Source organism: Streptomyces sp. NPDC059092, assembly GCF_042756365.1.
Lineage (GTDB): Bacteria > Actinomycetota > Actinomycetes > Streptomycetales > Streptomycetaceae > Streptomyces.
Window position 1 is genome coordinate 1 of the sequence record NZ_JBHZEJ010000061.1, and the last position, 23,018, is coordinate 23,018.

Annotated in this window: 22 protein-coding genes, 1 tRNA gene and 1 pseudogene; 11 read left to right on the plus strand and 13 right to left on the minus strand. The window is 73.2% G+C overall.

Annotation, left to right across the window (positions count from 1 at the left end):
* Window positions 1-146: 146 nt before the first annotated feature.
* The 4 genes from mshC to ACFXPL_RS28115 form a co-directional block, all read right to left on the minus strand.
* A complete protein-coding gene (gene mshC / locus ACFXPL_RS28100; RefSeq protein WP_384924776.1) occupies window positions 147-1,376 on the minus strand; it encodes a cysteine--1-D-myo-inosityl 2-amino-2-deoxy-alpha-D-glucopyranoside ligase in 1,230 nt (409 codons plus the stop codon).
* A 137-nt stretch (window positions 1,377-1,513) separates the two neighbouring features.
* Window positions 1,514-2,449 (minus strand): SCO1664 family protein, encoded by a 936-nt coding sequence (locus tag ACFXPL_RS28105; protein ID WP_384924777.1) that lies wholly within the window; start codon window positions 2,447-2,449, stop codon window positions 1,514-1,516.
* Complete coding sequence (locus tag ACFXPL_RS28110) at window positions 2,413-3,003, minus strand: DUF3090 domain-containing protein (RefSeq protein WP_384924779.1); 591 nt, start codon at window positions 3,001-3,003, stop codon at window positions 2,413-2,415. Before ACFXPL_RS28110 ends, ACFXPL_RS28105 begins: the two co-directional genes overlap by 37 nt.
* A 120-nt stretch (window positions 3,004-3,123) precedes the next feature.
* Window positions 3,124-3,810: a histidine phosphatase family protein gene (locus tag ACFXPL_RS28115; protein WP_384924781.1), complete on the minus strand. Its 687-nt coding sequence runs from the start codon at window positions 3,808-3,810 to the stop codon at window positions 3,124-3,126.
* A 91-nt stretch (window positions 3,811-3,901) separates the two neighbouring features.
* Here ACFXPL_RS28115 and ACFXPL_RS28120 point away from each other — a divergent pair, with 91 nt between their 5' ends.
* Window positions 3,902-4,894, plus strand: a complete 993-nt coding sequence (locus ACFXPL_RS28120; RefSeq protein ID WP_384924783.1) for a magnesium and cobalt transport protein CorA — start codon at window positions 3,902-3,904, stop codon at window positions 4,892-4,894.
* A 105-nt stretch (window positions 4,895-4,999) separates the two neighbouring features.
* Here ACFXPL_RS28120 and ACFXPL_RS28125 read toward each other — a convergent pair whose 3' ends face one another.
* Window positions 5,000-5,785 carry a ferritin-like domain-containing protein gene (locus ACFXPL_RS28125; protein ID WP_384924785.1) on the minus strand — a complete coding sequence of 262 codons (786 nt, stop codon included), beginning with the start codon at window positions 5,783-5,785 and terminating at the stop codon, window positions 5,000-5,002.
* A 223-nt stretch (window positions 5,786-6,008) separates the two neighbouring features.
* On the minus strand, window positions 6,009-7,061 hold the full coding sequence (locus ACFXPL_RS28130) for an LLM class F420-dependent oxidoreductase (protein WP_384924787.1): 1,053 nt from the start codon (window positions 7,059-7,061) through the stop codon (window positions 6,009-6,011).
* Window positions 7,062-7,259: 198 nt separating this feature from the next.
* Between ACFXPL_RS28130 and ACFXPL_RS28135 the strand changes: the two genes are divergently transcribed.
* Both ACFXPL_RS28135 and ACFXPL_RS28140 read left to right on the plus strand, forming a co-directional pair.
* A complete protein-coding gene (locus ACFXPL_RS28135) occupies window positions 7,260-8,243 on the plus strand; it encodes an aldo/keto reductase (RefSeq protein ID WP_384924789.1) in 984 nt (327 codons plus the stop codon).
* Window positions 8,244-8,281: 38 nt separating this feature from the next.
* Window positions 8,282-10,519, plus strand: a complete 2,238-nt coding sequence (locus ACFXPL_RS28140) for a helix-hairpin-helix domain-containing protein (protein ID WP_384924863.1) — start codon at window positions 8,282-8,284, stop codon at window positions 10,517-10,519.
* A 50-nt stretch (window positions 10,520-10,569) separates the two neighbouring features.
* Here the strand turns inward: ACFXPL_RS28140 and ACFXPL_RS28145 are convergent, their stop codons facing one another.
* Window positions 10,570-11,220 (minus strand): hypothetical protein, encoded by a 651-nt coding sequence (locus ACFXPL_RS28145; protein WP_384924791.1) that lies wholly within the window; start codon window positions 11,218-11,220, stop codon window positions 10,570-10,572.
* 47 nt (window positions 11,221-11,267) lie between these two features.
* On the opposite strand from ACFXPL_RS28145, the gene ACFXPL_RS28150 reads away from it, so the two are divergent.
* Window positions 11,268-11,456 (plus strand): DUF5703 family protein, encoded by a 189-nt coding sequence (locus ACFXPL_RS28150; protein WP_114625034.1) that lies wholly within the window; start codon window positions 11,268-11,270, stop codon window positions 11,454-11,456.
* A 109-nt stretch (window positions 11,457-11,565) separates the two neighbouring features.
* Here ACFXPL_RS28150 and ACFXPL_RS28155 read toward each other — a convergent pair whose 3' ends face one another.
* The 3 genes from ACFXPL_RS28155 to ACFXPL_RS28165 all read right to left on the minus strand — a co-directional run bounded on the left by ACFXPL_RS28155 (window position 11,566) and on the right by ACFXPL_RS28165 (window position 14,257).
* Window positions 11,566-12,417, minus strand: coding sequence for a chaplin (locus tag ACFXPL_RS28155; protein WP_384924793.1), 852 nt, complete (start codon window positions 12,415-12,417; stop codon window positions 11,566-11,568).
* Between the two features lie 138 nt (window positions 12,418-12,555).
* Window positions 12,556-12,789 carry a chaplin ChpH gene (gene chpH / locus ACFXPL_RS28160; RefSeq protein ID WP_384924795.1) on the minus strand — a complete coding sequence of 78 codons (234 nt, stop codon included), beginning with the start codon at window positions 12,787-12,789 and terminating at the stop codon, window positions 12,556-12,558.
* Window positions 12,790-12,931: 142 nt separating this feature from the next.
* Complete coding sequence (locus tag ACFXPL_RS28165) at window positions 12,932-14,257, minus strand: M20/M25/M40 family metallo-hydrolase (RefSeq protein ID WP_384924797.1); 1,326 nt, start codon at window positions 14,255-14,257, stop codon at window positions 12,932-12,934.
* A 197-nt stretch (window positions 14,258-14,454) separates the two neighbouring features.
* Between ACFXPL_RS28165 and ACFXPL_RS28170 the strand changes: the two genes are divergently transcribed.
* Both ACFXPL_RS28170 and ACFXPL_RS28175 read left to right on the plus strand, forming a co-directional pair.
* Window positions 14,455-14,539, plus strand: a tRNA-Leu gene (locus ACFXPL_RS28170).
* 145 nt (window positions 14,540-14,684) lie between these two features.
* Window positions 14,685-15,704 (plus strand): DUF5954 family protein, encoded by a 1,020-nt coding sequence (locus ACFXPL_RS28175; RefSeq protein WP_384924799.1) that lies wholly within the window; start codon window positions 14,685-14,687, stop codon window positions 15,702-15,704.
* 34 nt (window positions 15,705-15,738) lie between these two features.
* On the opposite strand, the gene ACFXPL_RS28180 is transcribed toward ACFXPL_RS28175, so the two are convergent.
* Window positions 15,739-16,563 carry a CDP-alcohol phosphatidyltransferase family protein gene (locus tag ACFXPL_RS28180; RefSeq protein WP_384924865.1) on the minus strand — a complete coding sequence of 275 codons (825 nt, stop codon included), beginning with the start codon at window positions 16,561-16,563 and terminating at the stop codon, window positions 15,739-15,741.
* A gap of 154 nt (window positions 16,564-16,717) precedes the next feature.
* On the opposite strand from ACFXPL_RS28180, the gene ACFXPL_RS28185 reads away from it, so the two are divergent.
* The 5 genes and pseudogenes from ACFXPL_RS28185 to ACFXPL_RS28205 all read left to right on the plus strand — a co-directional run.
* Window positions 16,718-17,716, plus strand: coding sequence for a zinc-binding alcohol dehydrogenase (locus ACFXPL_RS28185; protein WP_384924801.1), 999 nt, complete (start codon window positions 16,718-16,720; stop codon window positions 17,714-17,716).
* Window positions 17,717-17,921: 205 nt separating this feature from the next.
* Window positions 17,922-18,320, plus strand: a complete 399-nt coding sequence (locus ACFXPL_RS28190) for a 6-pyruvoyl tetrahydropterin synthase family protein (RefSeq protein WP_384924803.1) — start codon at window positions 17,922-17,924, stop codon at window positions 18,318-18,320.
* Window positions 18,317-19,480, plus strand: coding sequence for a glycosyltransferase family 4 protein (locus ACFXPL_RS28195; RefSeq protein ID WP_384924805.1), 1,164 nt, complete (start codon window positions 18,317-18,319; stop codon window positions 19,478-19,480). The genes ACFXPL_RS28190 and ACFXPL_RS28195 overlap by 4 nt, the downstream gene beginning before the upstream one ends.
* The gene (locus tag ACFXPL_RS28200) at window positions 19,477-20,364 is read left to right on the plus strand and encodes a methyltransferase domain-containing protein (RefSeq protein WP_384924807.1); all 888 of its coding nucleotides are present in this window, start codon (window positions 19,477-19,479) and stop codon (window positions 20,362-20,364) included. Before ACFXPL_RS28195 ends, ACFXPL_RS28200 begins: the two co-directional genes overlap by 4 nt.
* Window positions 20,365-20,438: 74 nt before the next feature.
* A pseudogene (locus ACFXPL_RS28205) lies at window positions 20,439-21,251 on the plus strand (lysylphosphatidylglycerol synthase domain-containing protein); the annotation flags it as partial.
* Here ACFXPL_RS28205 and ACFXPL_RS28210 read toward each other — a convergent pair.
* Together ACFXPL_RS28210 and ACFXPL_RS28215 are read right to left on the minus strand one after the other, a co-directional pair.
* Window positions 21,180-22,250, minus strand: coding sequence for a RibD family protein (locus ACFXPL_RS28210; protein ID WP_384924867.1), 1,071 nt, complete (start codon window positions 22,248-22,250; stop codon window positions 21,180-21,182). The pseudogene ACFXPL_RS28205 and the gene ACFXPL_RS28210 sit on opposite strands and share 72 nt — an antisense overlap.
* The gene (locus ACFXPL_RS28215; protein WP_384924809.1) at window positions 22,247-22,996 is read right to left on the minus strand and encodes a creatininase family protein; all 750 of its coding nucleotides are present in this window, start codon (window positions 22,994-22,996) and stop codon (window positions 22,247-22,249) included. The genes ACFXPL_RS28210 and ACFXPL_RS28215 overlap by 4 nt, the downstream gene beginning before the upstream one ends.
* Between the last annotated feature and the right edge of the window lie 22 nt (window positions 22,997-23,018).

Below are 23,018 nucleotides of genomic sequence, written 5' to 3' on the forward strand. Positions count from 1 at the left end.
CTCTCCGGGTGTGTGTTGGGTTTGCGTGTGTGTGTTTTTTTGTTTTAGGCGCTGGGGTGGGGCGCCGTGCGTCTCGTGCCGGGGGCGGCCGGGGGGCCGCCCCCCCCCTCCTCTCCGTACAGCCGTTCAGTGTTCCGTACGACGTGTCAGAGCGCGACGCCCAGAAGGGCGTCGACCGTACGGGACACCACGCCGGGCGCCCCCTCGTCCGTACCGCCCGTGGTCTCCTGGAGCACCGCCCAGCGGTCGACGGCCGCGAGCGCGGCCGGGGCGTCCAGATCGTCGGCCAGTGCCTCTCGGACCTCTTCGACCAGCGCCTCGGCCGAGGGGCCGTCGGGCCGCGACACCGCGGCCCGCCAGCGCGCGAGGCGGTCCACGGCGTCCTGGAGGACCTGGTCCGTCCACTCCCAGTCGGAGCGGTAGTGGTGCGCGAGCAGCGCGAGCCGGATCGCCGCCGGGTCCACGCCGTCGCGGCGCAGCGCCGAGACGAAGACCAGATTGCCCTTGGACTTGGACATCTTCTCGCCGTCCAGGGCGACCATGCCGGCGTGCACATAGGCCCGGGCGAACGGGTGCTCCCCGGTGAGGGCCTGCGCGTGCGAGGCGCCCATCTCGTGATGCGGGAAGGCGAGGTCGCTGCCGCCGCCCTGGACGTCGAAGCCCATGCCGAGATGGTCGAGGGCGATGGCCACGCACTCGATGTGCCAGCCGGGCCGGCCGCGGCCCAGAGAGCCGCCGTCCCAGCTCGGCTCGCCGGGGCGGGCCGCCAGCCAGAGGATCGGGTCGAGGGGGTTCTTCTTGCCGGGCCGGTCCGGGTCGCCGCCGCGCTCGGCCGAAAGCAGCCGCATCGCCTCGGTGTCCAGCCGGGAGACCTCACCGAAGTGCGGATCGGCCGCCACGGAGAAGTAGACGTCGCCTTCGAGTTCGTACGCGGCGCCGGCGTCGCGCAGCCGTTCCACCAGCGGCACGATGCCCGGTATCGCCTCGACGGCGCCGATGTAGTGCTGGGGCGGCAGCATACGCAGGGCGGTCATGTCCTCCCGGAAGAGCGCCGTCTCGCGCTCCGCGAGTCCGACCCAGTCCTCCCCGTCGCGCTGCGCCCGCTCCAGCAGGGGATCGTCGACATCGGTCACGTTCTGGACGTAGTGGACCTGCCGCTTCGTGTCGAGCCACACGCGCTGCACAAGGTCGAACGCGTTGTAGGTCGCCGCGTGACCCATGTGGGTCGCGTCGTACGGCGTGATGCCGCAGACGTAGATACGGGCGACGGGACCGGGCTCAAGGGTGACTCGGCCATCGGTCGACGTGTCATGAATCCTGAGGTCGCGGCCCTTGCCAGGCAGGGCGGGGACCTCGGAAGCGGGCCAGGCATGCATGTCATGAGCGTAACCGGACGGAACTTCCGGATACGAACCGGATACCCGCCATTGGCCGGTTGGGCGCTCTTGCGCGATCCGTCCCGCCGTGCTCCGCGGGGACGGGCGCGGACCGCTCCAGGGGGCCGGCCCCGGTGTCACACCGGCGGCCAGGGGATCGCGGGCCACTGGCCCGACGGCTCGGGGTGACGGCCCGTGTGGCGCAGCTCACGGATTCTGGCCCGTACGGCGTCGGTCTCGGCCGGGGTGATGAGTTCGGCCAGCCGGGTGGCGAGGGGCGCGCCGTCCGCGAGGGCCTCCGTCAGCCGGGCGAGCACGTCCAGCGCCTCACCGGTCAGCGGTTCGCCGGCCCAGCCCCAGAGCAGGGTGCGCAGCTTGTCGTCCACGTTGAAGGTGACGCCGTGGTCGATGGCGTAGAGCCGTCCGCCGGGGGCGGGCAGCAGATGGCCGCCCTTGCGGTCGCCGTTGTTGATCACCGCGTCGAGCACGGCGAGGCGCCGCAGCCGTGCGTCGTCGGCGTGCACCAGCAGGGCGGTCCTGCCCTCGCCCACCTCGGCGGACCCGACGGCCTTCCAGCCGTCGCCGGGCTCGTCGTCCTCGACGAGGGCCAGCAGCGGCGGCGTCCCGTCGGCGCTCCCGTCGTCCTCCTGCGGTTCGATCCAGAGCTGGCACATGCCCTCGCCGTACGGTCCTTCGCGCAGGACCGTCGGCGGGACGAGTCCCCAGCCGGTCGCCTCGGAGACCTCGTACGCCGCCACCTCGCGCTGTGCGAGCGTCCCGTCGGGGAAGTCCCACAGGGGCCGCTCGCCCGCGACCGGCTTGTAGACGCAGTGGGCCGTACGGCCCTCGTAGGAGACGGAGCAGTACAGCACGGCGTTGGACGCCTCGCGTATCCGGCCACGTACGGTCAGCTCCCCGTGGGCGACCAGGTCCCTGTCCGACGGGCCCGGTCCTTCCGGACCGTCTCCGGTCGGACCTGGGGTGACCGGACCTGTGGCGGCCGGACCGGCCGCGGGCGGACCGGCCGCGGGCGCGGTCACGCGTCCCGCCGGTATCCGTTCTGGCGCGGGCATACGTGTCCTTCCGGGTCGAGCGGCAGGCTGCACAGCGGACAGGGTGGGCGGCCCGCGTTGACCACGTCCAGGGCGCGCTTGGCGAAGGCCCTGGCCTGGGCGCCGGAGAGCCGGACGCGGAGCATCGGGGGGCCGTTCTCCTCGTCCTGGAGCAGCCGCTCCTCGGCCTCGGCCAGGTCCTCGTCGGTGTCGGCGTCCAGCTCGACGAGCGCCTGGGCCTCGACGATCATGCGCTGTTCGTCGCCGTCCCAGGCCAGCGCCATCGTGCCGACGCGGAACTCCTCCTCGACGGGGGCGTCGAGCGGGGCGGAGTCGGCGATCTCGGAGGGCGCCATGACCGGTACAGGGGCGTTGCCGCCGGTGCGGCGGACCACCTCGTCCAGCAGTTCGTCGATCCGCTCGGCGAGCGCGGCCACCTGCGTCTTCTCCAGGGCGACGCTGGTCACGCGCCCCGCGGCGGAGGCCTGGAGGAAGAACGTACGACGTCCGGGCAGGCCGACCGTACCGGCCACGAAACGGTCCGGTGGATCGTAGAGGAACACCTGACGGGACACGTTCTGTCTCCCTCGGAAATCGTCGGAAAAGGCAAGGGGGAAGGGCATCGGGCGGACCGGAGGCCCAGGAGGGCAGTCCGGATCACGCGGACGGCCCGTCCACCCTACTGCGCGGAGCGATCACGGTGCTCCCGCGCCGCCCCCCACCACGCCCTCGCCGCCGCTCGCACTCGCGCGCGGCGCCAGCCCGTCGAGATCACCGGTGTCACCGAGGCGCAGGACAAACGGGCGCAACCGGGTGTAACGGACGGCGGTCAGTGAGCACGGATCCACATGGATCCGCTGAAAAAGGTCGAGGTGCATGCCGAGGGCGTCCGCCACGAGCGCCTTGATGATGTCCCCGTGCGAGCACATCAGAAAGACGGCGTCCTCCCCGTGCTCCTCGTCGATCCGCGCGTTCCACTCGCGGACCGACTCGACGGCGCGCGCCTGCATCGCGGCCATCGACTCGCCACCGGGGAACACGGCGGCGGAGGGGTGCTGCTGCACGACCTTCATCAGGGGCTCGTCGGCCAGCTCGGCCAGCTTGCGCCCGGACCAGTCGCCGTAGTGGCACTCGCCGATCCGGTCGTCGGTCCGCACCTCCAGCCCGGGGCGGGCGTCCAGCAGCGGCTGCAGGGTCTCCCGGCACCGTTGCAGCGGGCTGCTGACGACGGCGGCGAGCGGGACGTCCCCGAGCCGCCCGGGCAGCGCGGCGGCCTGTGCGGCGCCCCGCTCGTCCAGGGCGATGCCGGGCGTCCACCCGGCGAGCAGCCCCGCGGTGTTGGCGGTGGACCGTCCATGACGTACGAGGATCAACGTGGCCATGCCCGCAAGGGTAGGCGCTCGGTACGACAGCACACCGGACTCACCTATTCACAGCGGCGGGGGGATGCGGCCGTCATCAGAAAAGGGAAGAATGCCCGCCGTGATCGTGGACTGCGCCATCTACCGCGGCGGACGCCGCACCGACGGGCCCGCCGACTTCTCCGACGCCCTCGCCGAGGCGCGCGCCGAAGGGGACGCGTTCCTCTGGCTGGGGCTGCACGAGGCCACCGAGAAGGAGTTCGCCATGGTGAGCAGCGAGTTCGGGCTGCACCCCCTGGCGGTGGAGGACGCGCTCCACGCGCATCAGCGTCCCAAGCTGGAGGTCTACGACGACTCGCTCTTCGTGGTGCTCAAGCCGGTGGTGTACGAGCCGCAGGGCGACACCGTCACCACCGGTGAGCTGATGGTCTTCATAGGCGATTCCTTCGTGGTGACCGTCCGGCACGGCGAAGGTGCCCCACTGGCGGCGGTACGCGCACGGCTCGAAGCCGAACCCGACGTCCTCAAGCACGGCCCCACCGCCGTGCTGTACGCGGTGAGCGACGCGATCGTCGACCATTACGTCGAGGTCGCCGACGAACTCCAGTTGGACCTGGAGGAACTGGAGGCGGAGGTCTTCGCCCCGGACTCGGGCTCCTCGGCGCCGACGGCGGCGCGGATCTACAACTTCAAGCGGGAGGTGCTGGAGTTCCGCCGGGCCACCGGGCCGCTGGCGGCCCCCGTGGCGCGGCTGGCGGGCGCGGGCGTGCCGTTCGTCCACGAGCACGCGCAGCCGTTCTTCCGGGACGTCAACGACCATCTGCTGCATGTGAACGAGCAGGTCGACGGGTTGGACCGGCTGCTCACCGACATCCTGTCCGCGCACCTCGCGCAGATGGGCGTACGGCAGAACGACGACATGCGGAAGATCTCGGCGTGGGCGGCCATGGCCGCCGTACCGACGATGGTCGCGGGCATCTACGGCATGAACTTCAAGCACATGCCTGAACTGCGGTACGTGTGGGCGTACCCGGCGGTGATCGCCCTCATGGCGGTGGCGGTCGTCGGACTGCACCGGCAGTTCAAGCGGCGCGGCTGGCTCTGACCGTACGCGGGACGCCCACGCCCCTGACCGCGGACGGGGCCGGGGACGGGGCCGGCTCACGGTCCCGAGAGCCGGCTCAGAAGGCTCACGGTCCCGTAGGGCCGCTCAGAAGGCCGGTGCGGGCGTCGCGGGGCCGCCCAGCGGGTCGCGGCGCTCCGGCATCGTGAGGCCGACCATCCGGCGCCAGCCGACGAGGCGCTCGTACCCGTACACGGCGTGGATGCCGGCGGCGAGCAGACGGGCCTTCGGCGCCGGCCAGCCGAGTAGCCGGCCCATCCGGTCCATCACCGCGAGACTCACCTGTCGGTAGACCTCGATCTCGGCCAGGGCGCACTCCCGCAGGGCGCGCTGGATGGCGCGGCCGTGGCCGCGTCGGGCGAGCCAGAGCAATTCCTCGTGGCAGTAGGCGAGATGGTTCTCCTCGTCGGCGCGGATGATCCTGAGGGCCTTGCCGACCTCGGAGTGGTCGCCGAAGTACCTGACCAGCATCTCCATCTGGCCGGCGGCCCGCTGCTCGGTGATCCGGCTGTGGGCGAGGTACACGAGGATGTCGTGCTCCGTCAGCGTCTCGTCCCGGCGCAGCTTCGTATGGGCGAGTCCGATCCCGCGCCGCTCCAGCAGCATCGTGTAGTCGGCCTCGCTCGGGACCTCGGACGGTTCGAGCCCGCGCTTCTTCAGGAGGGCGTGAAAGATCCGCCCGTGCTTGTCCTCGTCGGCGCCGTGGCGGGTGATCTTCGGGGCGAGGTACCGCAGGGACTCGGGCACCAGGGCGGCGATCCGGCCGTTCTCCCAGCCGCCCTGCGCCTCGCCGCTGGCCGCGATGGAACAGAACAGCCGGAAGGAACGATCGTCGTCCAGGATCTCCTGGAACAGGCTTCGGGCCGAGAGCATCACTGCCACCTCCTTGCAGGCGTCCGCCCAAACGAGTCAACGGGCGTGCGCGGCGCGCGGCAACAGCAGCGGCGCCGCGCTGAGCCGAAAGGAGGAGCGTGACGGAGCGTCCGGCGCGTAACCGGGCGCGGGAGGCGGCGTTGTAGTAGGAGACGGCCGTGGCGGGGAGGACCCCGAGCCCCCGCCACGGCCGCGGACTCCGCCCAGCGGCCTCTCCGTTCGGCTACGAGACGAGACCGGCGCGCTCCAGGGCCTGGGTGCCGACGCGCAGCGCCGTGATCCGCTCGTCGAGGGTGAAGCCGGCGGGCGAGAGGGTCAGCGTGGTGACACCGGCGGCGGCGTAGGCGCTCATCCGGTCGGCGATCCGCTCGACGGGGCCGAGCAGTGTGGTCGAGTCGATCAGCTCGTGCGGTACGGCCGCCGACGCGCCGTCCTTGTCACCGGAGAGGTACGCGTCCTGGATCGCGGCAGCCTCCTTCTCGTACCCCATGCGCCGGGCGAGCTGGTTGTAGAAGTTCTGCTTGCGGCTGCCCATTCCGCCCACGTAGAGGGCGGTGTACGGGCGGAAGGTGTCGGCCAGGGCGTTGATGTCGTCACCGACCGCGATGGGCACGGTGGGGCAGACGTCGAAGCCGTCCATGGTGAGGCCCGCCTTCTCGCGGCCCGCCCGGAGCGGGCGGATCGCGGTCTCCTCCAGATGCTCGGCGGAGGGGAAGATCAGCAGCGCGCCGTCGGCGATCTCGCCGGTCTGCTCCAGGTTCCTGGGGCCGATCGCGGCGATGTAGAGCGGGATGTGCTCGCGCTCCGGGTGCACGGTCAGCTTGAGGGGCTTGCCCGGACCGCCGGGCAGCGGCAGCGTCCAGTGCTCGCCCTCGTACGTCAGCCGTTCGCGGCTCATGGCCCGGCGGACGATCTCGACGTACTCGCGGGTGCGGGCGAGGGGTTTGTCGAAGGTGACGCCGTACCAGCCTTCGGAGACCTGTGGTCCCGAGACGCCGAGGCCGAGCCGGAACCGGCCGCCGGAGAGCGAGTCGAGGGTGGCCGCCGTCATGGCGGTCATCGCGGGCTGCCGCGCGGGGATCTGGAGGATGGCGGAGCCGACGTCGATGGACTCCGTCTGCGCGGCGACCCAGCTCAGTACGGTCGGAGCGTCGGAACCGTACGCCTCGGCGGCCCAGCAGACGTCGTAGCCGAGCCGGTCGGCCTCCTGCGCGACCGCGAGGTTGTCGCTGTCCATCCCCGCGCCCCAGTACCCGAGGTTGATGCCGAGCCGCATGACCACTCCTTTGCCGATTGCGATCACCGGTCGCCGGTCGCCGTACGCCGGTGTTCCGCGGCCGACGGCCGATCAGCGATTACCGATGAGTAACGTCCCTGTGCCGGGGACTCTAGCGCGCGACACGGGCATCCGTCAGGGGGGCGGTTGTCCACAGGCTCTCTCCGCGTGGGGCCATGGCCAGTAATCTCAAGCCGCATGGAGCAGAGGCATCTCGGCCGTACCGGCCTGCGCGTGTCCCGGATCGGGCTCGGCACCCTGACCTGGGGCCGGGACACCGACGAGCATGACGCCGCCGATCAGTTGAAGGTCTTCTGGGAGGCGGGCGGGACGCTGGTCGACACGGCGGACGTGTACGGCGGCGGGGAGGCCGAATATCTGCTGGGCCAGCTCGTCGAGCGGCTGGTCCCGCGCCGGGATCTGATCATCGCGACGAAGGCCGGCAGCGTGCCCGATCCGTACCGCCGTTTCGACGGGTCGCGCGGACACCTGCTCGCCGCGCTGGACGAGTCGCTGGAGCGGCTCGGCACGGATTACGTGGACCTCTGGCAGCTCCACGCCTTCGACAGCGGCACCCCGTTGGAGGAGACCCTGCACGCGCTGGACATCGCGGTCAGCACGGGCCGCGCGCGGTACGCGGGGGTGTCGAACTTCTGCGGCTGGCAGCTCGCCAAGGCAGCCACCTGGCAGCTCGCCTCGCCCGGGATACGGACCCGGCTGGCCAGTACCCAGATGGAGTACTCACTGCTCCAGCGCGGGGTGGAGCGCGAGGTGCTGCCCGCGGCGCTCGATCTGGGGGTGGGGCTGCTGCCGTCGTCACCGCTCGGCCGCGGCGTGCTCACGGGCAAGTACCGGCACGGCACGCCGAGCGATTCACGGGGCGCGTCCGAGCAGATGGCACCGTTCGTCGAGCCCTATCTCGACGAGGCGGCGGGCCGGATCGTGGACGCGGTCGCGACGGCCGCGGAAGGGCTCGCGACGACGACACTGGAAGTGGCCCTGGCATGGGTCAGGGACCGACCGGGCGTGGTGGCGCCGATCATCGGCGCGCGCAACGCGCAGCAGCTCACGGCGGCTCTGTCAGTGGAGAGCCTTAGTCTTCCTGACGAGATCTGCCAGGCGCTCGACGACGTGTCGGCGCCCGTGCACCGCTATCCCGACCAGGACTGGAGCACGCTGTGAGTACGGACCGCGACCCCGCCGCCGAGGAGGCCGGACCCATGGCCGACGCCGCTGCCGCCGAGGGCGGTACGGACACCGACGGCGAGGCGGCCACGACCGGTACGGGGGCCGCCGCCGACGCCGCGGCCGAAACCGGCGCCGAGACCGACGCCAAGAGCGACGCCGAAACCGACGCCGCCAAGACCGACGCCGCAGAGGGCGCGGCCGCGGTCTCGGAGGCGCAGGCCGAGCTGGCCGCGCAGCGCGAGCTGCGGGAGCGGATCGAGCAGCGCAAGGCGGAGAAGGCCGGACCCATCGCCGCCGGGACGAAGCTGAGCGGGCAGGCCGCCGACCTGCTCGCGGCCGTACGGGCCATGGAGAGCGGCGAGCCGGTCGATCCGGCCCTGCTCCGCACGGCCGCGCCCGCGGCCGCCCCGGACCGCCCCCGAGCGCCCGCACAGCCGCAGCCCCGGCCGCCGGCGGAGCAGCGGTCAGCGCGGTCGCGCGCGGCGGCTCCCGAGACCGTGTCCGCCGTGCGGGCCGTGCTCGGGGCGGGCGGCGCGCCCGAGACGCTGGCGGGCGAGGTCTCCGACACGCTCGGGGAGCAGGCCCCGGAGCTGCTGCGGGAGAACCCCTGGCAGTTGCTCGCCGTGCCCGGAGTGCGGCCCGAGCAGGCCGACGGGTTCGCGCGGGCTCTCCTGGGCACCGCCTGTGGCCCCGGTGACGAGCGCAGGGCCACCGCGCTGGTGAGCTGGCTGCTGGAGCGGGCCGCCCTCCAGGGGCACACCGCGCTGGAGGCGTCGGCGGTACGGAGCGCGCTGGCCGGTCACTCCGTGCCCGACCCGGACGGTGCCGTACGGCACGCGGTGGAGGAGTCCGTGGTGCTCCGGTTCCCGGAGGACGACGAGGACGGGGAGGACGAGCCGGACGAGCCGGACGCTGACGAGCCCGTGGACGCCTCGGAGGCCATGGAGCCGGCGGGGAGTCAGGCCGACGGCGCCGGGGAGGGCCGGGAGCCGGCCGCCGAGCCGGCCCCGGTGCTGCTGGCGCTCGACCGGTACGCGCTGGCGGAGGACGCGCTCGCCGACGGCCTCGCGCGGCTGGCGAAGACCGGACAGGACGCCTCCTGGGAGGAGGCCGCGGCGGGCGCCCCGTCGCCTTCGGCGGCCGAGCTGATCCGCGCGGTGGCGGGGCACGGACTGGTCCTCCACTCGGGCGGTGAGGCGGCGCGCGCCGAGCCGGTCGCACTGGCCGTGGCGGCCCGCGCCCTCGGGGTGCGCACGGTCGTCGCGGTCCACAGCGAGAACGGCCGCGACCGGCCGTCGGCCGACGCGGACGCGGTCACGGTGGCCGGACTGCTCGCCGGCACGGAGGGCCCGGGGCGGGACGCGGACGGCCTGTTCGCGCTCGATCTCCTGGTGGTCCTGGACGCGCCGCAGCTCGATGTGGAGACGGCCGCGGTGCTCGTGGAGTCGCTGGCAGACGGCAGCCGGCTGGTGCTCAGCGGCGATCCGGGGGTGCTGTGGTCGGCGGGCGCGGGCCGGGTCTTCGCCGATCTGCTGGCGGCCGGGGTGTGCCCGCGGATCAGTTCCCGTACGCCCGACCCCGGGCCGATCGGCGAGTTGGTCTCGGGGATCGGCGTCGGTGAGCTGAACCAGGTGGCGGCGCCGGGCAAGGAGGTCGTGATCGTGCCCGTGCGCGACGCGGGCGAGGCGGTGCACCGTACGGTCCAGCTCGTCGCGGAATCCGTCCCGCGCGCCTTCGGTACGGAGGCCGGGCAGACACAGGTGATCACGGTGGGCCACGGCGGCTCGGCCGGCACCCGGGCGCTGAACGCGGCGCTCAAGCAGCGGCTCAACCCCGGCCCCGGCCGCTTCGGCGGCTTCGACCCGGGGGACCGGGTCGCGTACGTCCCCGCCCCCGGCAGGACGCTCCAGGGCACGGTGGTCTCCGCCGACGCCGAGGGGCTTCGACTGGAGTGCGGGGGCGCGGCGGTTCTCGTACCCAAGGACCGGGTGGAGCACGCCGTACGCCACGGCTGGGCGCTCACCGCGCACCAGGCGGCGGGGATGCGCTGGCCCGCGGCGGTCGTGGTCCTCCCCGGTGACGCCGCGCAGGGCCTGAGCCGCCCCTGGGTCTACACGGCCTTCAGCCGCGGGGACCATCACCTCTCCGTGGTCCACGGCGTCGACCAGGCCCTGCCGAAGGCGGTGTCGGACATCCCGTCCCAGGACCGCACCACCCGGCTGCGGGGCCAGCTGGAAGCACTGCTGGCCCCGGCGGCACAGCCGAGCTGACACCCGCCGCTCCCGCCGCCGCAGTGAGCGGCAGCGGCGGGAGCGACCGGTCAGGCGTCCTGTTCCTCCAGGTCGTCCAGGTCCGCGTCCAGGTCGTCCTCGTCGAAGACCGCGCTGACGTCGAAGCGGCAGACCACCTGCTGGGGGTCGGCCTGGTCGAAGGGGGCGGAGAGCCACTCCCCCGGTTCCGGGAGGTCGTCCGCGGCCGAGACCCACAGGGTGGAGTCGCCCTCCTCCAGGCCGAACTCCTTGTGCCGGGAGGCGATCTCGTCCGGTTCGTACTCACCGAAGAGCACACCGAGGGCCGCGTGCACACTGCCGCCCACCACCCCTCCGGTGTCGGTGTCGCCCTCGATGTCGGCGATGCGCTGTGCCTGGGCGAGCAGCCGCTGCGGCTCCACCACCGCGTAGTCGCGCCGGATCAGCACGCTGAGGGCGTTCGGTTCCTCGGGGCCGTTGTACGGGGGCAGGGAATCGTCCGGGTCCGGGATCTCGAAGGGCGTGACCTCGTCGTACCGGTTGTAGAGCCGCTCGTCGTAGACCTCGGCCGCGACGGCGAGGGCGTTGAACGCTTCGGAGACGGCCGGGTCGTCCTCACCCGTGCGATGTTCGACCGCCGCGAGGTGGCGGTCCAGGGCTACCTTCACCGCCTCGGCGGCGGCGCGTACCTCGGCAGCGGTGGGCTGCGCAGCATCAGACATAGTGCAGACGCTATCCGTACCGGGGCTCTGCCCGCACAATAGATGCGATGCCGGAATACGAATTTGTCGACGTGTACGTGCCGCGCGGGGTCTCCCGCAAGGATGCGGCCCGTCTGCTCACCGATCACGCCGAGTACGGGCACTGGGAACTGGACCGCCTGAGCCTGCACCGGGACGGCAGCCGCAGGGTGCGGCTGCGCCGGCGCATCATCCGTCAGGTACGCGCCACCTGGTGAACGTGACGGAGCGGGCCCCGCTGCTGCGAGGCCCGCCCTGGCATGCCCTTGGCCCGGTCCCGCCCGTACGCGTGCGTCGGTACGGGGCGGTTACGGGCCGGCCGCGTGGCTACGCGGCGGACCGGGCGCGGCGGTAGAGGATCGTGCCCGCGAGGAGCAGTCCGGCGCCCGCCGGAATCGCGATCCCGAGCCCGCCGGCCCCGGTCGAGGCGAGGACGTCGGTGCCCTCGGTCTGCTCGACGGTCCGGGAGACCGGCTGCGTCTCAGGGGTGCTCGGGGCCGGGGGGATGGCACGTTCCTCGGTGGGACCGCCCGGCCCACCCGGCTCACCCGGCTTGCCCGGCTCGGTCGGCTTGGCCGGGGTGGTCGGCGTGACCGGCTCCTCCGGGCGCTCCGGGCCGGGACGGCTGGGAACCGAGCCGTTGCCGCAGGTGTTGCCGAAGGCCGGGTTGAGCAGCCCGACGAGGTCGACGCTGTTCCCGCACACGTTCACGGGGACGTCGATCGGTACCTCGACGGAGTTGCCGGAACCGACTCCGGGAGAGTCGATCGCGCCGCCTCCCGCGTGGGAGCCGCCGGACGGTTGGGTGTGGGTGGCTCCGGGGTGCGAGCCCCCGGTGTGCGAGCCCCCGCCCGCGTGCGAGCCCCCGCCGTAACCGCCGTTGTCGTTCCCGTGCCCGCCGCCGTGGCCACTGCCGTGGCCGCCGGACGGCTTGCCCGAGAAGTTGCCGCACTTGTTGCCGAAGGCCGGATTGAGCACCCCGACGACATCCACGGTGTTGCCGCACACGTTGACCGGCACATGCACCGGAACCTGCACGTTGTTCCCCGACAGCACGCCAGGGGAGCCGACGGCGGCGCCGTCCGCTCCCGCGTCCGCCTGCGCGTACCCACCGCCGAGCGCGAGCACTCCGCTCGCCGCCGCCACGGTGATCAGGCCCTTGCGCGTGACCTGTCTCATAGCTTCCATCCCTGCCTTCTACCTTGCGGGACTGCCCTGGGCATCGGTGCCGGGGCAGGATGCCCAGCGGCCCCGGAGCGCATGGCACGCGCTCCGGGGCCGCTCGGGCTCAGACCCTCACGGGTGAGAGATACGACGTCACTTGTTGACGCAGGTGTTGCCGAAGGCGGGGTTCAGCAGCCCGATCACGTCGACCGTGTTACCGCACACGTTCACCGGAAGGTGGATCGGAACCTGCACCACGTTGCCCGAGAGCACACCGGGGGAACCGATGGCGGCACCCTGGGCGCCCGCGTCGGCAACGGCCATGCCCGCACCCGCGAGCACCAGACCACCAGTGACTGCCGCAGCAGCGACGACCTTCTTGATCATTATTCCTCCTTGTTGGCAAACGCGGTCCCAGCCGCGGACCGCACACCTGTAACGAAGGGGAAGTAATGAGGCTACGAGCCTATGAGTGCATTCACTCTTCTCAGTCAACGACGCACACGTGGACGATTTTCCGTTCGGCCAGTCAGCTCTGGTCGATGAAGCGGTCGAGGACCCGCACACCGAACTTCAGACCATCCACCGGTACCCGCTCGTCCACCCCGTGGAACATTCCGGCGAAGTCCAGCTCCGGCGGCAGCTTGAGCGGCGCGAAGCCGAAGCCGCGGATCCCGAGGTCGTCGAAGGACTTGGCGTCGGTGCCACCGGAGAGCATGTACGGAACGGCCCGCGCGATCGGGTCCTCCGCCGAGAGCGCGCTCTGCATGGCGTCCACCAGGTTCCCGTCGAAGCTGGTCTCCAGCGCCTTGTCGCCGTGCACGTCCTCGCGCCGCACGCGCGGGCCGAGGATCCGGTCGAGGTCCGTGAGGAACTCCTCCTCGTACCCGGGCAGGAAGCGGCCGTCGACATGGGCGGTCGCCTGGCCGGGAATGACGTTCACCTTGTAGCCGGCGCCGAGCATGGTGGGGGCCGCGGAGTTGCGCAGGGTGGCGCCGATCATCTTCGCGATGCCGCCGAGCTTGGCGAGCGTCGCCTCCATGTCCTCCGGGTCGAGCGGGGTACCGAGCGCGTCGGACAGCTCGTCCAGGAAGGACCGTACGGTCTTGGTCACGCGTACCGGCCACTGGTGGTTGCCGAGCCGGCCCACGGCCTCGCACAGCTCGGTGATCGCGTTGTCGTTGTTGGTCATCGAGCCGTGGCCGGCGGTGCCGTCCACGGTCAGCCGCATCCAGTGCATGCCCTTCTGGGCCGTCTCGACGAGGTAGAGACGCAGGTTCTCGTTGACGGTGAAGGAGAAGCCGCCGACCTCGCTGATCGCTTCCGTGACGCCCTCGAAGAGGCCGGGGTGGTGGTCGACGAGGTAGCGCGCGCCGTACGTGCCGCCCGCCTCCTCGTCGGCGAGGAAGGCCAGCACGATGTCGCGCGGGGGCTTACGGCCGCTGCGCATCCGGTCGCGTACGACCGCGAGGGTCATCGCGTCCATGTCCTTCATGTCGACCGCGCCCCGGCCCCACACGCAGCCGTCCGCGATCTCGCCTCCGAACGGGTCGTACGTCCAGTCCTCGGCGTTGGCCGGCACGACGTCGGTGTGGCCGTGGATGAGCAGGGCGGGCCGTGACGGGTCCTCCCCCTCGATCCTGGCCACGGTGGAGGCGCGGCCCTGGTGCGACTCGAAGATCTTCGGTTCGAGCCCCACCTCGGCGAGCTTCTCCGCGACGTACTCCGCGGCGGCCCGCTCCCCGGGGCCCGAGTGGTCCCCGTAGTTGCTGGTGTCGATCCGGATCAGATCCCGGCAGAGGTCGACGACCTCGTCCTCGCCCGATACGGTCCTGCCCGCGTTCGGCTCGCTCACGCTGCTCACTCCCACGGTCGTTGCTGGTGGTCCTCGCTGGTGGTCCTCCCCATCCTCCCGCGCCGGACCCCCTCACCCAAGGGCGGACCCCACCCGTCACACGCCCGTCACACGGATCGGGGCGTGATCGGGCACCGTCGAATGTTTGCTATGGTTTTCCACGTCGGAACGGCCCAGGGCCTCCCGGCAGACACCTTGTCCGGGTGGCGGAATGGCAGACGCGCTAGCTTGAGGTGCTAGTGCCCTTTATCGGGCGTGGGGGTTCAAGTCCCCCCTCGGACACTCATACAGGCATCGAGGGATCGGGCTGTGACTCAAGGTCACGGCCCGATTTTCTGTTCCCCGCGCTCCACACGTCCCGCACACGGTTCGGGGGATTTGAAGGGATCGGGTCAGATCTGCCCGCCGAACCCACAACAATGTGCGCATGGCTGATGACTGGAAGCGACAGTTGGACCGGCTCCACGCGGGACTGGTGGAGCGTGACGATCCCGCCGCGTGGGTGGCCGAGGCCGACGCCGTCGACGCGTCCCTCCGCTATCCGTACCTCGCGCTGCGTGGGCCGGTCTTCGGTGTGGCCGCGCGGGATCCCAGGACCGACGGGCACTGGCGGCTGATCCAGCAGACGACCGACGGAACACCCCAGCAGGCCCGGGACGCGCTCCACTCGCGTCTCTGGTTCAAGGCCAAGGACGACACCGACGACCGCGCGGTGCGCCGCGAGCTGCTGGCCGCGGTCGCGGTCCTCGAACGTGAGCCGGTCAACGAGCTGGAGGTCCTCGGGGTGCGCTACCGGGTCGTACGGGGGGACGAGTTCGCCCGGAGCGGGGACGACGGTCTGGAGCCGCCCCGGCCGAGCGACCGGGAGCCGGCCGGGCTGTCCTGGGGCGGCGCGGACACCACCTCGTCGCCGGACCCCGGCTTCGTCCTGGACCCGGAGCACGGCGACACCGGCCCTTCGGCGGCCGCCCTGCGGCTGGGGCTGCGGGAGTTCGCCTACTCCGGCGCGCGCTTCCCCGACGACGTACGCGGGGACTCGGAGCGGGCGGTCACCACGCATCCCGACATCGTGATGCTGCCGGTCGGCTTCGGTGTGACCGAACAGGACGAGAAGGGGTGGCGGCCCCGGGGCGCCCTCATGCCCACCCCGCACGACGCGCGGCGGCTGCTGTACCACGGGATGTCCGAGACCTGGCCGCTCGTCCACCGGTTCGACGACGGGCAGAAGGCCGCGTACACCCGGGCCGCCGAGAGGTTCAGGGCCGCCGGCCGCGCCGACGAGGCGCGCGTGGACGGCCTGGTGTTCCGTATCTGCCGCATCGAACGCCTGCTGCGCACCGGCCCGGACGGACCGGAGCCGCCCCGCCCGTCGGACCAGGACGTCGACGGGCCGTGCAAGATGCACCCGACCATGGACGAGGACGGAACCCTGCACTACGAGGAGTGAACGCGACGGACCCCGCGCGCCCGCCTCCCCGGCGCTACTTGTCCGCGGCGGGAGGCGGGGTCCGTACGGCGCCCACCAGGGCGCGCGGTGACACCGCGGGCGGGGTGGCCGCAGTGGTACGCCGGTCGCGTCCCGCCCGCCACAGCCAGACGATGTCGCGGGCGAAGGACCAGGTCAGCAGCGCCAGCGCCGCCAGGACCACGGCGAGCGCGGGCAGGTGAGGAAGGAATCCGGCGGTCGCCACCAGAAGGGCGATGCCCTGGAGCGCGGCGACCGTCTTGCGGGCCATGCTCGGCGGGAGCGCGCCGTTGAGCCACGGGAGGACCCGGGCCGCCGCGACGAAGACGTACCGCATCGCGCCGATGAGCAGCACCCACGGTCCCAGCGACAGGGCGACGTACGCGCTGAGCACCAGGATCAGGAAGGCGTCGACCTCCATGTCGAAGCGCGCCCCGAGGGCGGAGACGGAGCCGATGCGCCGGGCCACCTGGCCGTCGACCGCGTCCAGGACCAGCGCCACCGTGGTGAGCGTGACCAGGAGCGCGACGGGGGCCCGGTGCGTGAAGGCGTCCGCGACCAGCGCGGTCACGGCGCCGACGAGCGTGGCCCGGGTGAGCGTGACGCCGTTGGCCGGGCCGAAGGGTCCCGGCCAGGTGCGGGAGAGCGCGCGGGTGAGCACGGCCCAGGTGCCCGCCGTGAACACCAGGCCCGCCAGCCAGCCGGCCGGGCCCAGTCCGGTCACCGTGGAGACCAGGGCCAGCAGGAGGAGCTGGGCGCCCGCGCCCACGGCCGTCTCCTGGCGGAGCAGCCCCGTGCGGCGCGACAGCCGGGTGGGGTAGGTCTCGTTCAGGTCGTACATGTGGTTCAGGTGGTACTTGTTCAGGTGGTACGTGTCGTTCAGGGCCACCGTTGCACCCTCCGGCCGTGTGACAGAGTCGATTGGCGCCGCGTACCGTGCGCGGCCTCGTGAACTAAGAACGTGAACCGTCACCCCAGCGTTCAGGAGGACATCGATGGAGCGCGCCGCACGCGCCTTCTGGCTCCGCTCACCCGGCCACGGCGAGATACGGGAGGTCGCCCTTCCCGAACCCGGCGACGGCGACGTCCTGGTGCGTACGCTCTGCTCCGGGGTGAGCCGGGGTACGGAGACCCTGGTCTTCCGCGGCGGAGTGCCGCGCAGTCAGCACACCGTGATGCGGGCGCCGTTCCAGGACGGTGAGTTCCCCGGGCCCGTCAAGTACGGCTACCTCAACGTGGGTCTGGTCGAGGAGGGCCCGCCCGAGCTGCGGGGGCGTACGGTCTTCTGCCTCTACCCGCACCAGACGCGGTACGTGGTCCCGGCGAGCGCGGTGACGCCCGTGCCGGACGGTGTGCCCGCCGGGCGGGCCATTCTGGCCGGGACGGTGGAGACCGCGGTGAACGCCCTGTGGGACGCGGCGCCGATGATCGGGGACCGGGTCGCCGTGGTCGGCGGCGGCATGATCGGCTGCTCCGTCGCCGCGCTGCTCGCCCGCTACCCGGGCGTCCGGGTCCAGTTGGTGGACGCGGAGCCCGCGCGGGCCGGGATCGCCGAGGCGCTCGGGGTGGGTTTCGCGCTCCCCGGCGACGCGCTGGGCGGCTGCGATCTGGTCGTCCACGCGAGCGCCACCGAGGCGGGGCTCGCGCGCTCCCTCGAACTGCTCGCCCCTGAGGGGACCGTCGTGGAGCTGAGCTGGTACGGCGACCGGCGGGTCTCCCTGCCGCTGGGCGAGGCGTTCCACTCACGGCGGCTGACCCTGCGCGGCAGCCAGGTCGGCACGGTCTCCCCGGCGCGCAGCGCCCGCCGGAGCTTCGCCGACCGGCTCGCGCTCTCCCTGGAGCTGCTGGCGGAGCCCGCCTTCGACGCGCTGGTCACCGGCGAGTGCGGTTTCGAGGAGCTGCCGCGGGTGCTGCCCGGGATCGCCGCCGGGGAACTGCCGGGGCTCTGCCACCGCGTGGTGTACGGGCCGGACGCGGGCCTGCCGGGCGGCTGACGGGGCTCCTCCTGGCGGGTGGAGTGGTCGCCCCGGGCGGGTGGGGAGGCGGCTCCCGGGCCCGTGGTGGGGTGGCCGGTGTGCGGGGGCGGCCGTGGCTTGAACCCGTCTGAACAGGAGGGACGGATCGGCCGTACTACACAGCATTCCCCGGCTACGCGTGCCGGGGCCGAGGCCAGACGTGCCGCACCTGGAGGGTCATCCGTTGTTCAGCATCACCGTCCGCGACCACATCATGATCGCCCACAGCCTGCGCGGGGAGGTCTTCGGACCCGCGCAGCGCCTGCACGGGGCGACGTTCCTCGTGGACGCCACCTTCCGCCGCCCCGAGCTGGACGCCGACAGCATCGTGGTCGACATCGGCCTGGCCACCAGGGAACTGGGCGGTGTGGTCGGCGAGCTGACCTACCGGAACCTCGACGAGGAGCCCGATCTGGCCGGGATCAACACCTCCACCGAGGTCCTGGCGAAGATCATCGCGGACCGGCTCGCGGACCGGGTGCACGCCGGGGCGCTCGGCGAGGGCGCCCGCGGGCTGGCCACCGTCCAGGTCACCCTGCACGAGTCGCATGTCGCGTGGGCGAGTTACGAGCGCGCCCTGTGAGCGGTGCCGACGCCGGACGCGGTGCCGACGCCTCCGCGTCCGGCGCGCCCGCGCGTACGGCGCCACCCGCACGCGCGGTGCATCTCGTCATGCCCGGTGGCGTCGACGACCCGGCCGCGCCGAGCGGCGGCAACACGTACGACCGGCGCGTCTGCCGGGAGCTGCCCGGCGCGGGCTGGCGGGTCCGTGAACACACCGTGGCGGGCGCCTGGCCCCGGCCCGGGGACGCGGCCCGTACCGGACTGGCCGCTCTGCTGGCCGGCTTCGCGGACGGCGCGGTCGTGCTGCTCGACGGGATCGTCGCCTGCGGCGTCCCCGGTGTCGTCGCCCCCGAGGCCGCGCGGCTGCGGCTGGCGGTGCTGGTGCATCTGCCGCTGGCCGACGAGACGGGGCTCGCGCCCGCCGACGCGGCGGAACTCGACGACCGCGAACGCCGGACACTGCGCGCCGTGCCCGCGGTCGTGGCCACCAGCGACTGGGCGGCGCGGCGGCTCGTACGCCACCACGGGCTCGCCCCGGAGCGGGTCCATGTCGCCGCGCCCGGCGCCGACATCGCGCCCCTGGCGGCGGGGTCGGCGGACGGCTCGCGGCTGCTCTGCGTGGCCACCGTCACCCCGCGCAAGGGACAGCACCGGCTGGTGGAGGCCCTGGCGGCCCTCGCGGACCTGCCGTGGAGCTGTGTCCTCGCGGGCGGGCTCGCCCAGGATCCCGGGTATGTCGCCGGGTTGCGGGAGCTGATCGGGCGGCACGGCCTCGGCGACCGGGTGCGTCTGGCCGGCCCGCTGGCCGGCGTGGAGCTGGCCGAACGGTACGCCGCCGCCGATCTGCTGGTGCTCGCCTCGCACGCCGAGACGTACGGCATGGCGGTGACCGAGGCCCTCGCCCGCGGTGTACCCGTACTGACGACGGACGTGGGCGGGCTCCCCGAGGCCGTCGGGCGGGCGCCGGACGGCACCGTACCGGGGGTTCTGGTCGCCCCGGACGATCCGGCGGCGCTCACCGCGGCGCTGCGGGACTGGCTCGGGGGGCCGGACACGCGGCGCGCGCTGACGGCAGCGGCGCGGGGGCGGCGGACCGCGCTGGACGGGTGGGGGACGACATCACGGAGTCTGGCCGGTGCGCTGGAACAGCTCCGTCAGGAAACCGGGAGGGCCGCGTGACCACTTCAGAAGCTCCGCGTTCAGTAGCTCCGCGCTCGGAGGCGACCCGTTACGCCCCCGCGTGGCTGGAACTGCGGGAGGGCCCGGACGGCGCGGCGCGGGCGACGGAACTCCTCGACGCGCTGCGCGGCAGACTGGCCGGACCCGCCGGAAACGGTGAACGGGCCCTGGTCATCCACGACCTGGGGTGCGGCACCGGCTCCATGGGGCGCTGGCTCGCTCCCCGGCTGGCCGGACCGCAGCGGTGGGTCCTGCACGACCACGACCCCGAGCTGCTGGAGCTGGCCGCCGCGCGGACGCCCCGTACGGCCGCCGACGGCAGCCGGGTCACGGTCGCCACCGAGCGCCGCGACCTCGCGGAGCTGACGGCGGACGGTCTGGCCGGCGCCTCGCTGGTGACGGCCTCCGCGCTGCTGGACGTGCTCACGCGCGAGGAGGTGGACGCGCTCGCCGCCGCCTGCGCCGGGGCGGGCTGCCCGGCGCTGCTGGCGCTCTCCGTGGTGGGCCGGGTCGAGCTGAGCCCGGCCGATCCGCTGGACGCGGAGCTGGCCGAGGCGTTCAACGCGCACCAGCGGCGGGCCGAGCACGGCCGGAGCATGCTGGGCCCCGACGCCGTCGCGGTGGCCGCCGCCGCCTTCGCGCGGTGCGGGGCGACCGTACGGGTGCACGCGAGCCCGTGGCGGCTCGGCGCCGCCGAGTCGGCGCTGGCGGGCGAGTGGCTACGGGGCTGGGTCGGCGCGGCCTGTGAGCAGCGGCCGGATCTCGCGGCGCCCGCCGAGGAGTATCTGCGGCGCCGTCTGGAGCAGTGCGCGGCGGGCGGGCTGCGGGTGGTCGTGCACCACAGCGATCTGCTGGCGCTGCCCCGGACGGGCGGCGCCGCGTGACGGCGCGGGGTGCCGGGACCCCGCGTACGCCGGAGAACGGACCGCTCGGCGGGGCGCTGCGGGGGCGGCTCGGGATGGTCGCGGGTGCGGCCATCCTCGGGGTCCTGGTGTGGCAGCTCGGCACCGGTCCCCTGCTGGACGGGGTGCGCGGGATCGACGGGCGCACGCTGCTGGCCGCGCTCGGACTCGGGCTGGTCACCACCGTGTTCAGCGCCTGGCGCTGGTGTCTGGTAGCCCGTGGTCTGGGCATCCGGCTGCCGCTGCGCGGCGCCGTGGCGGACTACTACCGGGCGCTGTTCCTGAACGCGGCGCTGCCCGGCGGGGTCCTCGGTGACGTGCACCGGGCGGTACGGCACGGGCGGAGCGCCGGTGATGTCGGCCGGGGCGTCCGCGCGGTCGTCCTCGAACGGGTCGCGGGGCAGGTCGTGCTGGTCGCGGTCGGGGTGACGCTGCTGGCAGGGTGGCCGTCGGAGGCTCCGGCGGCGGCCCGCCGGGCCGTGCTGGACACCCTCGGGACGCCGGGCGCGTCGGTGGTGGTCGCGGTGGTGGCCGCTCCGGTTGCTCTGGCCGTGGCCGCCGGGCGGCGGCGCGCGGCGCCCGGCGTCTCGCGGCGGCGCCGCGCGGTGCGGACGGTGCTCGCGGAGGTGCGGCTCGGGCTGCTCGCCCGGCGGAGCTGGCCGGGGGTGGCGTTCGCGTCGGTCGTGGTGCTGGCCGGGTTCCTCGCCACGTTCCTGCTCGCCGCCCGGGCCGCGGGGGTGACGGCGCCCGCGGCCGAGCTGCTGCCCCTGATGGTGCTGGCGCTCCTCGCGATGGCGCTACCGCTGAACGTCGGCGGCTGGGGGCCCCGGGAGGGCGCCACCGCCTGGGCCTTCGGGGCCGCGGGGCTGGGCGCTGCCCAGGGGCTGACCGTCGCCGTGGTGTACGGGATGCTCTCGCTCGCCGCGAGCCTGCCAGGTCTCGGGGTGCTCGCCGTCCAGTGGTGGGCCGGGGCGCGGCGTCCCCAGGTCGAGTTCGAAGAGGGTGTCCTCGCCGAGGGCTGCGCGCCGGGTCGGGGGGCGCAGGGCGTCGCGCATCACCGGCGTACCGGCGAAGCGGAGTCCGGGGACGCCGTCGCCGAGGAGGACCGGCGCCACCGTGACGTAGAGCCGGTGCAGGGCCTGTTCGCTCAGGAAGCGGGAGACGGTGACGCCGCCGCCCTCGATCAGCACCCGGCCCAGGCCGCGCCGCGCGAGCACGCGCACCAGGTTGGCGGGGGCGAACGCGGCGCTGTCCGGAAGGGTCAGCACCTCCACTCCGCAGCCGTGGGCGTCCAGGTCGCCGTCCGCGGTGGTGTGCCCGCGCTCGCGGTCGGCGCTCACCACCCACAAGGTGGGGGCTGACCCGTCGGTGAACACCTTGCGACGCGGCGGTACCCGGCGGTGCGGGTCGAGGACGACCCGTACGGGGTTGGCCCCGGCGCAGGCGCGCACCGTGAGCTGGGGGTCGTCGGCGACGGCCGTACCGGCTCCGACGACCACCGCGTCGGCGAGCGCGCGCAGGCGGTGGAGATGACGGCGGTCCTCCTCGCCGGTGACGTAGTCGGCGTCTCCCGTACGGGTCGCGATGAAGCCGTCGAGGCTCTGGCCGAGCTGGGCGAAGGTGAGGCGCGGTCCGGCCAGGCAGAGCGGCAGATAGCGGTCGGCCAGCTCCCGCGCGCCGGGCGAGGCGTCCCGGTTCCAGCGCGGTGCGCCGTCGGTGTCCCGGAGGAGACCGGCGGCTTCGGCGTCCGCCGCGGTCCTGACCGTACGGAGCAGTTCCCACGCCTCTTCGGTGTCCAGCGCTGTCCGGGACGGCGCCGGTGCGGACGGAACCGGTCGGGACGGCGCGGCGGTGCGGCGGCCGGTCATCGGGACTCCTGGCGGGTGAGAAGGGAAAGGTAGTCACCGAAGGAGTCGACCAGCCCGGCCAGCAGTTCCTTTCCCTTCGCGGCGGACGCCCGCGACGGCCGGCCTATGACGCCGGACTCCGTATAGGCGGCCATGCCGAGCGTGAGGAGATGCTTCCGGTCGTCGGCGACGCAATCGGAGGTTTCATAACCGGGCCGCACGAGTTCGGGATGCGCGTGCAGCAGGATGGATGTCTCGACTTCACCCGCGTGCATATCGCTGTGCGAAGAGGTCTCCACACCCGCCCGGTTCCTCGCCGCGTCCCAGTCGGCCGATCCGGGGAAAAGCGCCATGCGCGTTCCGCTTCCGGCGGATTCCTGAACCACGTTGCGCAGTACGTAATTTCCGCCGTGCGCGTTCACCAGAATCAGGGATTTCATTCCGGACCGGCGGAGGGATCCCGCGATGTCGCGGACGACGGCGTGGAGCGTCGCGGCGGAAATGCTCACGGTCCCGGGCCAGTCGGCGTGTTCGTGCGAGCAGGAGACGGTGATCGGCGGGAGTGGTTGGACCGGGTGCGCGGCGGCTATCTCGCGGGCGATGACGCAGGCCACGACCGTGTCGGTCACCAGCGGGAGGTACGCGCCGTGTTGCTCGAAGCTGCCGACGGGGAGGATGGCGACCTGGGGCCGGGCGGCCCGTATGTCCTCCGTCGTCTCCCGGGGCAGCAGACCGGGCGTCACCGGTGGTGTTCCCGAACCGTTCATTTTCTCCGGTCCTCTCTTTCCG